Here is an 8,350-nt window from a genome sequence, read left to right as displayed (position 1 = left end):
GCCGCCGACAACCCCGAACTCACCGCCATCGACTTCGGGCTCAAGGCCGACGGCCTCACCCTCAAGAAGGACCCCGAGAGCGGCGCCGTCACCGCGCTCAACCCCGCCGGCCAGCCCGTCTTCTCCACCTCCACCGCCCGGATGTGGGACTCCTCCGGCACGGAGCCGCAGACTCCGCCGCCCGCGGCGCAGAACCGCAAGGCGTCGTCGCCGGTCGCCCGGAGCGCGAAGGCGTCCGCGCCGGCCGAGAAGAGCGCCGGTGCGCCGGTGTCAGCTCCCCCGTCCGACCTCACGCCGGGCGCCAACAGCGCGGACGTCGGCGTACAGGTGACGGGAAACAAGCTGATCCTGACTCCGGACCAGGCCCTGCTGGACTCGCCGAAGACGACGTACCCGGTCTACATCGACCCCCGGGTCACCGGTACGCGCCAGGCGTGGACCATCGCATACAAGCCCCATCCGACCAGCAGCTACTGGAACGGAACGGGCTGGGGCGGCGGCACGACCGGTGAGGCCCGCGTCGGCTACGAGAGCTCGACCAAGGGCACGGCCCGCTCCTTCTTCCGCGTGGACTCCAAGTTCCTCGCCGGGGTGAAGGTGGTCGACGCCCAGTTCCAGATCACGCAGACGCACTCCTGGTCCTGCACCGCGAAGCCGGTGGAGCTGTGGCTGACCGGATCGATCAGCTCCGGCACCACCTGGAACAAGCAGCCCGCCTGGGACACCCGTCAGGACACCCGTAACTACGCCCACGGCAATGAGTCCTTCGGCTGCCCGGACAAGGCCATCGATCTGAAGGCCAACCACGCGGCACAGAAGGCCGCGGCGAACAAGTACCCCAACCTCACCTTCGGTCTCCGTGCGCCCCAGAGCGCCGAGGACGGCAAGGACGAGTACAGCTGGAAGAAGTTCAAGCCGGACGCCAAGCTGATCGTCGAGTTCAACCGCCCGCCGAAGGCCCCCTGGGCGATGGACACCATCCCCAGCACCAAGGCCGGCTCGGAGTGCGGCAACGGAACCGCGTACGTCACGCTCGGCAACACCGACGTGAAGCTGACCTCCCGGGTCTGGGACCCGGACGGCGGTGACGTGAATGTGGAGTTCCACCTGTGGGCGACGGGCAAGCGCGATGTCGCTCCCGGTCTGCTCTTCCAGAAGCGGGTCAGGGCGACCGTCTCGGCGAAGGACCCCAAGGGCGTGATGGTCCAGGTGACCGTGCCCAAGAAGCTGCTGGACGACAACAAGGGGGCGAGCGCGGGCCAGTTCTCCTGGAAGGCCCAGACCGAGGATGTGACCGATCCGGCGTTCGCCTCCGACTGGACGCCGAGCCTCGGCGCGAACGGCTGCCGCTTCGGCTTCGACCCGACGGCCCCCTCCGTGATGCCGACGGTCGTCTCCCTCGACAAGCGCTACCCGGAGAACGGTCCTGGGCAGCTGCCCAGGACCCCGGGCGAGTTCCAGTTCTCCACCCCGGGCGTCGACGACATCGTCGAGTACCGGTGGGGCCTGGACCGCAACCCGCCGAACACCCCGGCCAAGCCCGCCGTCAAGGGCGGCCCGGCGAAGGCCACGGTCACCCCGCTCACCCCCGGCCCGCACATCCTCTATGTGCAGGCCGTCGACGCGGGCAAGAACGCCGGGCCCATCTACCCGTACAGCTTCAATGTGGAGAGCCCCGGCGTGATGGGCAAGCCGGGCGACGTCAACGGCGACGGCCACCCGGACATGTTCGCGGTCGACCGGACGAACGACCTCCGGCTGTACGGCGGCACCGGCAACGGCGCCGTCGCCACCACCGTCCCGGTGGTCGCCGACGGCAGCTGGAACGGCGCGCTGCTGACCCACCGCGGCAGCGTGAACGACGACTTCGACGAGGATCTCGTCGCCCGCAAGAGCGACGGCCGGCTCGTGTACTTCCCGAACGACGGCAGTGGCGTCTTCGAGGGCCGCGAGTGGCAGACGATGTACGTCTGGGAGAACTTCGAGACCAACGAGGCGATCGAGCCTTCGGCGTTCAAGCAGATGGTCTCGGTCGGCGACATCACGGCCGACGGCGAGTCCCAGCTCTCCGACTTCGTGGTCGTGGTCGGCGACCAGCTCTGGTTCATGCCCGCCGACACCAGCGGCGGCGGTATGCAGACGGGCTATCCGATCGGCGACTCCGGCTGGGGCAAGATGACCCTCGCCTCCCCCGGTGATGTCAACGGCGACGGATTCACCGATCTGATCGCCCGCGACACCACCAACGGCGCGGTCTGGCTCTACCACGGCAAGAGCCGCGGCGACGCGGACGGCGACGGCGTCCCGGACGGCGGCACCGAGCCCTCGTCCCTCGGGAACTCCGCCAACCGCGTCTCCTACGCGACCGGCTGGACCCCGGCCGCCCGCCCGCTGATCACCGCGAGCGGCGACTCCAACGGGGACGACATCCCGGACCTGTGGACCACCACGGCCAATGCCACGGCCGGTCTGGAGTTCCTCCCCGGCCGCAGGACCGGCCTGGTCGGCCCGCCGGCCATCGTCGGCAGCGGCGGCTGGCAGGCGATCAAGGCGATTTCCTGATCCGGATCCTGATCCTGATCCAGGAGAGATCCAGATCCAGGAGAGATCCTGAGCCTCTGAGCCCTTGAGCCACAGCCTCCCCGGGACCCGGGAACCGGACCCCGGGGAGGCCCGCACTCGTCGGGTACGGAGACGGCCCGGCCCCCGCGCACCGCGCGGGGGCCGGGCCGTCGGCGTACTGGGCCGGCTAGGCGGGACGCCCGGAGGGCTCGGCCGGGGCCGCGCCGGATCCGGGCTGGGCGCCAGGGGCAGCCTCGGTGCCGGGGTCCGCCGGCGCCGCCGGTGCGCCGGACTCGGCGGGCGCGTCCCGTGCACCGGGCATCCGGATCAGGACGACCCCGCTGCGGAGGTCTATCGGCCCCCGGCCGGGGTCGGCGTCGCCCGCGTCGTCCCGGGTGATCTCCAGTCGCTGCCGCTCCTCCTCGGTGTGGCGGCGACTCGGGGCGAACAGCTCGTTCAAACCGCCGAACATCGTGTGCTCCCACCTTCCGTCAAGGGTCCGGATGTTCGATTGTCGCGCATCGGCTCGATGAAGGAGGAGGAGCCCGGCGGGCCAGACTCCCCGGCAGACCGGCGCCGCACACCACTGACGCCGACAGGGGCTCCGCTGAATATCATCAGCGAAGCCCCTGCTCGTACTGCTGGCGATACAGCGGGGCAGGCGAACGGACACGCTTACAAACTGATGTCCGCAGCCTCCCGGGAAAGGCTACTCCGCTTCATCCATGAGGAGCTTACGCCGAAGGCGTTTCACCTCGGAGACGAGCCGAGGAATACTTTCCCGCGCCATCGCGATAAACGCCGCATTCTCGTCCCAGCATTCGTCCGCGACATCAACATAACGAGGACGTTGAACCAGAGTGGCGGCCACAATTTCACCGTGGTCGAACTCTGGCCATCTCTCAGAGAGTCCAGTGTCGGGGACAGTACTGATCGCCACAAGACCCATGGCGGACTCATCGTCCAGAGTCCTGACAAACCACGGGCCCGGCGTAGCCGCCGCGCACAGTTCTTCAATCTCTTCGATTTCATCGCTGCGCATCGGTTCGCTCTCCATCACCCGAACACCTCCTTGAGACCTATCACTGCAAGCGGCATCCGCTCGCTACCGACGAGGCAGCTAGTACCGTTCGGTGCGGTACCCGAGCCGCTCCGCATTCTTGTAGAACCTCTTGTCGTTCGTAATGATCGACAATCCTTCCTGTGCGGCCGAATGCAGCACCGAAGCATCATCATCAGCGATCATCGGATTGAACGATTTACCCTTCCACATGGCTCGCAGCCTGCCCTGAAGAGCACTTACTCCCTGCGGTGTGGAATCGCGACCCATTCGTCCACCACGCGCCGAAAGCCAACCGGCTATGGAATCCGCTGAGTGGCCGCCTTCAAGAAGCTCGCGATGAGCCGTGGGCGAAAGAACAGGAGCCCGACCGGCCAAGGCCTTGTCCACCTCGGCGGTCTTCGCCCCGGACAGTGCGTCTGTCACAGCATTCGTGTCGACAGCGACCTCGCAGTTGTGAACGAGAATCGGGCTGACTCCCGCTGCAACATAGTACGTATGCGTGTCGTCGACCGTGAGGTTGTGGACTCTCTGCTGCGCGGACCAGGACTCGACGGCCTCGATCTGCACCCAGGTGCCGGCGTTGGTCCTGAGCATCTGACCCGGTTCAAGCTCGCCCGCGTCGACCCACTTGCCCAGAGCCTCGATCCAGAAGGGGTGTCCCTCCGTGGCCGTCACCGAACCAGGGGTGCCGTGTCCCTCACCGTCGTCCAGTGCGGAATCGGCGGCATGGGCTGCCCCGGCCTCTCCGTCCGAGACAGCCAGAGCCGTGCTGGACGCTCCGCTGTCTTGATCACGAACGGTGATCTTGACGAGTTCCTTGTAGCCTCCGCCGATGATCGTGGCGGAGACCGTCTTGGTCGTGGTCTCGCCGGTCTTCGGGTCGGTCGCGATGACCTTGTCGCCGATCTTGATCTTGTCGATCGGCTTCTTCGACCCGTCGGCCATCAGGACCAGGGTCCCCGGCACGAAGCTATTGGCCTCGCAGGCGGCGTTGGTCGCCTCCTCCCTGACGGTGTCCTTCGCCTCGCTCTTCGCCTGCTTGACCATCCGCTTGGCAGCGGGCCGCTTGGCCTGTGAGGGCTTCGGCTTGGGCTTGGGCTGGGCGCGGGGCTTCGGCTTGGGCTTCGGCCTCGCGGCAGCCTTCCGGGCCGCAGCTCTCTTGGCAGCCGCCTTCCGGGCCGCGGCCCGCTGGGCCTTCGCCCGCGCTGCCGCCGCCGCGCGCTTCGCGGCAGCCCGCTTGGCAGCCGCACGCTGAGCGGCCTTCTTCGCGGCGGCGCGCTTCGCGGCCGCCGCCTTCTTCGCCGCTTCACGCTTGGCCTTGGCCGCCGCGCGCTTCGCCGCCTCGATGGCACGCTTCTTGGCCAGCGCCGCAGCGCGACGGGCAGCCGCCTCCGCTGCCTTGCGGGCCGCGATCTGCGCCGCACGACGAGCCGCCGCACGAATCGCCGCCTGGATCGCCATCCGCGCCGCAAACCCGATGATGATCGGGAAGAACAGCCCGGACGGGTCCGAGAACGTCGCCGGAGCGTTGTTGCTGTAGGCGTACGGATTGATCGTGGCCGGCTGACTGTAGTCGACCATCGGGTCGACCGAAATGAACCGGCCGGTCGCGGGATCGTAGTCCCGGGCCCCGAGCCTGGTCAGCCCGGTGTCCTTGTCCACGGTCCCACCGACGAAGCCGCGCGAGCCCGGCCAGGTGGACGGCACCGCGCCGCGCTCCTCGCCGAACGGCATCGACTTGCGCCGGGTGACGCCCATGTCCGCGGCCACCATGTCGACCACCGTGTTGGACGTGCCATGGTGGTCCGCCAGCAGAAGCTGACGGCCGCCGCCCGTCGACCGGACCGTGGTCGAGCCGTCGGGTTGAGCGTAGAAGCGCTCGGCCTTCTGGGTCAGCAGATCACCGCTGACGGTCAGCTCCGCCTCGCCCAGATACAGCGTCTTCGTACCGTCGTGAGCGGTGCGGATAAGCCGCTCGCCGGCGGAGTTGTACAAGTAGGACGTGGTCTTGGTCCCGCCGCCCTCGACGGGCTCCGAGACCGATCGCAGCTGGCCCTCGACGTCCCAGTCGAGCGTCTGGGTCGTCCCGTTGTGCTGACGGGTCTTGGTGTTGCCCGTCTTGTCGTAGGTGAAGGCGTTCAGCCGCTCCCCGCCCGGGCCGGTCGACTTGACCTGCGCCAGCGCGTTCGGACCGCCCACACCGGGCTTGCCGTACGTGTACTCGCGGGTGACGTTCTGCGCGGTGTCGCCCGTGATGTCGTGCTCGACCAGCTTGCTGCGGTTGCCGGCCTTGTCGAACTCGTAGCTCTGCCAGTACGCGTCCGGACCACCGACGGTCTGCTTCGACGGGCCCGCGGGGTCGCAGGTGTCCGTGGAAGCCGTCCAGGCCGACGTCATCTGACGCAGCTTGTTGTGGACGAAGCACTGCGTGTCGGTCTGTCCGCCGCCCGCCACCGCGGCACCGGGGGTGTCCGAGATCTTGGTGACATTGCCCGCTTCGTCGTACGTGTAGCGGGTGTCGGCGATCCGGCCCGGAGCCAGCGAGCGGTCGTACGTCGACTGCTGGAGCCTGCGGGTGAACTCGTCGTAGATGTACGTGCCGTAGACCCGCTTGGTCGCGGGCCCCGCCTCGGTGCGCAGAATTTCACCGAAGGCGGAGTAGCTGACGCCGTTCAGATAGGTCGACGCGCCGGAGATCGAGATCGGCAGATCGTCGGAGTTGTACCGGAACACCACCTGTTCGGTGGTCAAGCCACCGAGGCCGGGCAGTTGTCCCCACGCCAGATTTCCGGTGGGGGTGTAGCCGTAGCTGTACGAGTACGTCCCACCCAGGCCCTTCTCCTCGGCCGGGACCACGACCTTGGACGACTTCACGCGGTAGGCGTTGTCGTACGCCGTGACCTCGTCGCGGTACTCGCGACCACCGTCATACCGGATCGCGGCTGTCGGGAGGCCCTTGACCACAGTGTCGTAGGTCCACTCGATCCGCTTCGGGCCGGTGTCGCCGCCCTCGCGAACGGAAGTGGGACGGCCGCCGTCGTCGTACGTGGTGACCAGCGTATTGCCGCTCGGATCCGTCGTGGACACTACGTCGTCAGTGCCGTCGTACTCGTACGACGTCCGACCGCCATCAGGATCGACCACAGCCGTCTGACGGCCCCGGCCGTCGTACTCGAACGTGGTCACCGCGCCGCCCGGAGCGGTCACCTTGACCAGATTCTCCAGGTCGTCGTACTCGTAGAGGGTGTCCCGCCACTCGGTGCGGGCCTCGTTGCTGTACTCGCGGAGCTTCTCCAGCTGTCCCTCGGCGTTCTCGAAAGAGGCCGTGACCGTGTCGCCCTTGGGCGGGATCGTGGTCGAGACGTCGCCGTCGCGTTCGGTGGTGGTGCGGAGCTTCTCCACGCCCCGGTGGTAGGTGACGTCGGCGGTGGGCTGGCCCATGCCGTCGAACGTCGTCCGGCTCTGCGACGGCACCTCGTTGTCGCCGACCTGGAGCAGTTCGGGCTTGGGCTCCAGATCGTTGTAGAAGCCGTCGTTCGTCTTCCACGCACGGCCCGCCGTGTCGTAGAAGGTGTCGCTGACGATGCGGCCGGCGCCGATGGCCTCGTCCTGGGTCTGCCGCTCGCGCAGCAGGCCGTCGAGGATCTCGTAGGAGACGGCGTACTCGCCGTTGTCCTTCAGCGTGCGGCTGGTGACGATCGTCTCGTTGTCACGGCGGACCGTGTAGTCGTACGTCGCCGTCGGCGTCTGCGTCGCCGGATCCCGGTCGATCTCCCAGACCTTCAGGAGCCGGCCGAGCGGGTCGTACTCCATCGTGGCGCGCTTGCCGTTGGCGTCGGTCTCGACCCGCGGCATGCCCCGGGCGTCGTCGAACTCCGTCGTCTCCGTGTGCTCCAGCGGATCCGTGGAGACCTGCTTCGTCGGACGCGCGATCGTGGCCGGGAAGTAGTCGACCTTGGTCCGCTTCCGCTTCGCGTCCCAGGTGATCGTGTCGCGGCCGTGGATGTCGTACTCGGTCTCATCGATGGTGATGTAGCCGTCGCCGGTGGCGTTCAGCTCCTCCACCTTCGTGGGCAGGCCCTTCGTGGGCGCGGCGCCGAGAGCGAGCTTGTCGAAGTAGGTCCGGGTGTCCTCGATGACCTTGCCGCCGGTGGCCCCGCAGGCGCCGAGCCTGGTGACCTCTCGCGATTCCGATTCAAGGAGGTACGCCGTGAGGTTGCGGGCGTACTCCGTCGTGGAGCACATCCGCTTGCCGCCGGGCGTGGTCTCGTCGACCTCGGTCGGCAGACCGTACTGGTCGTACGTGGTCTTCTCGGTCGAGGTCCGCCAGAGATCACCCTTGACCCGCTCACGGGTCGAGACCGTCTCCGGACGGGTCATCCACGCCTCGAGCGCCGTAGTCCCGGGGCGCGTACGCGTCGCGGTCTTCACCGACCACGGCGTCGTCAGCGTCGACGAATCGACCGCACCGCCGTCCGACTCATAGGCGATCTGCTCACGCATCTGCCCCTGGTACTGGGAGAGATCCGGGAATGTACCGCCACGCGAATCCTCGATGACGGACGTACGGGTGCCGGTGGGCAGCTTGTCACCGTGCATTCCACGGAAATAACGGTGCTCGGTCAGCTGCTTGACATCGTCACCGGCGCCGAGACGGGTACGCACCCGCTCATAACCCCGATACTGCGACCACGTCCGGTACTTCTTCTCCGCGAACTCCGAATC

The 8,350-nt window shown here is 67.8% G+C and carries 4 protein-coding genes; 1 reads left to right on the top strand and 3 read right to left on the bottom strand.

What is annotated here, in order from left to right; genetic code table 11:
* The coding region (locus ACF089_RS35755) for a DNRLRE domain-containing protein (protein WP_392036372.1) at positions 1 to 2,562 on the top strand (2,562 nt) is incomplete at its 5' end.
* Positions 2,563 to 2,749: 187 nt separating this feature from the next.
* On the opposite strand, the gene ACF089_RS35750 is transcribed toward ACF089_RS35755, so the two are convergent.
* The 3 genes from ACF089_RS35750 to ACF089_RS35740 form a co-directional block, all read right to left on the bottom strand.
* Positions 2,750 to 3,022: a DUF6191 domain-containing protein gene (locus tag ACF089_RS35750; RefSeq protein ID WP_392036368.1), complete on the bottom strand. Its 273-nt coding sequence runs from the start codon at positions 3,020 to 3,022 to the stop codon at positions 2,750 to 2,752.
* Positions 3,023 to 3,271: 249 nt separating this feature from the next.
* A complete protein-coding gene (locus tag ACF089_RS35745) occupies positions 3,272 to 3,619 on the bottom strand; it encodes a hypothetical protein (protein WP_392036375.1) in 348 nt (115 codons plus the stop codon).
* A 63-nt stretch (positions 3,620 to 3,682) separates the two neighbouring features.
* Positions 3,683 to 8,290 (bottom strand): polymorphic toxin-type HINT domain-containing protein, encoded by a 4,608-nt coding sequence (locus ACF089_RS35740; RefSeq protein WP_392036365.1) that lies wholly within the window; start codon positions 8,288 to 8,290, stop codon positions 3,683 to 3,685.
* Between the last annotated feature and the right edge of the window lie 60 nt (positions 8,291 to 8,350).

The sequence above is a fragment of the Streptomyces sp. NPDC014894 genome (assembly GCF_043080985.1).
GTDB lineage: Bacteria > Actinomycetota > Actinomycetes > Streptomycetales > Streptomycetaceae > Streptomyces.
The sequence above is the reverse complement of the archived record's forward strand: the minus strand, read 5'-3'. Positions and strand labels throughout refer to the sequence as shown.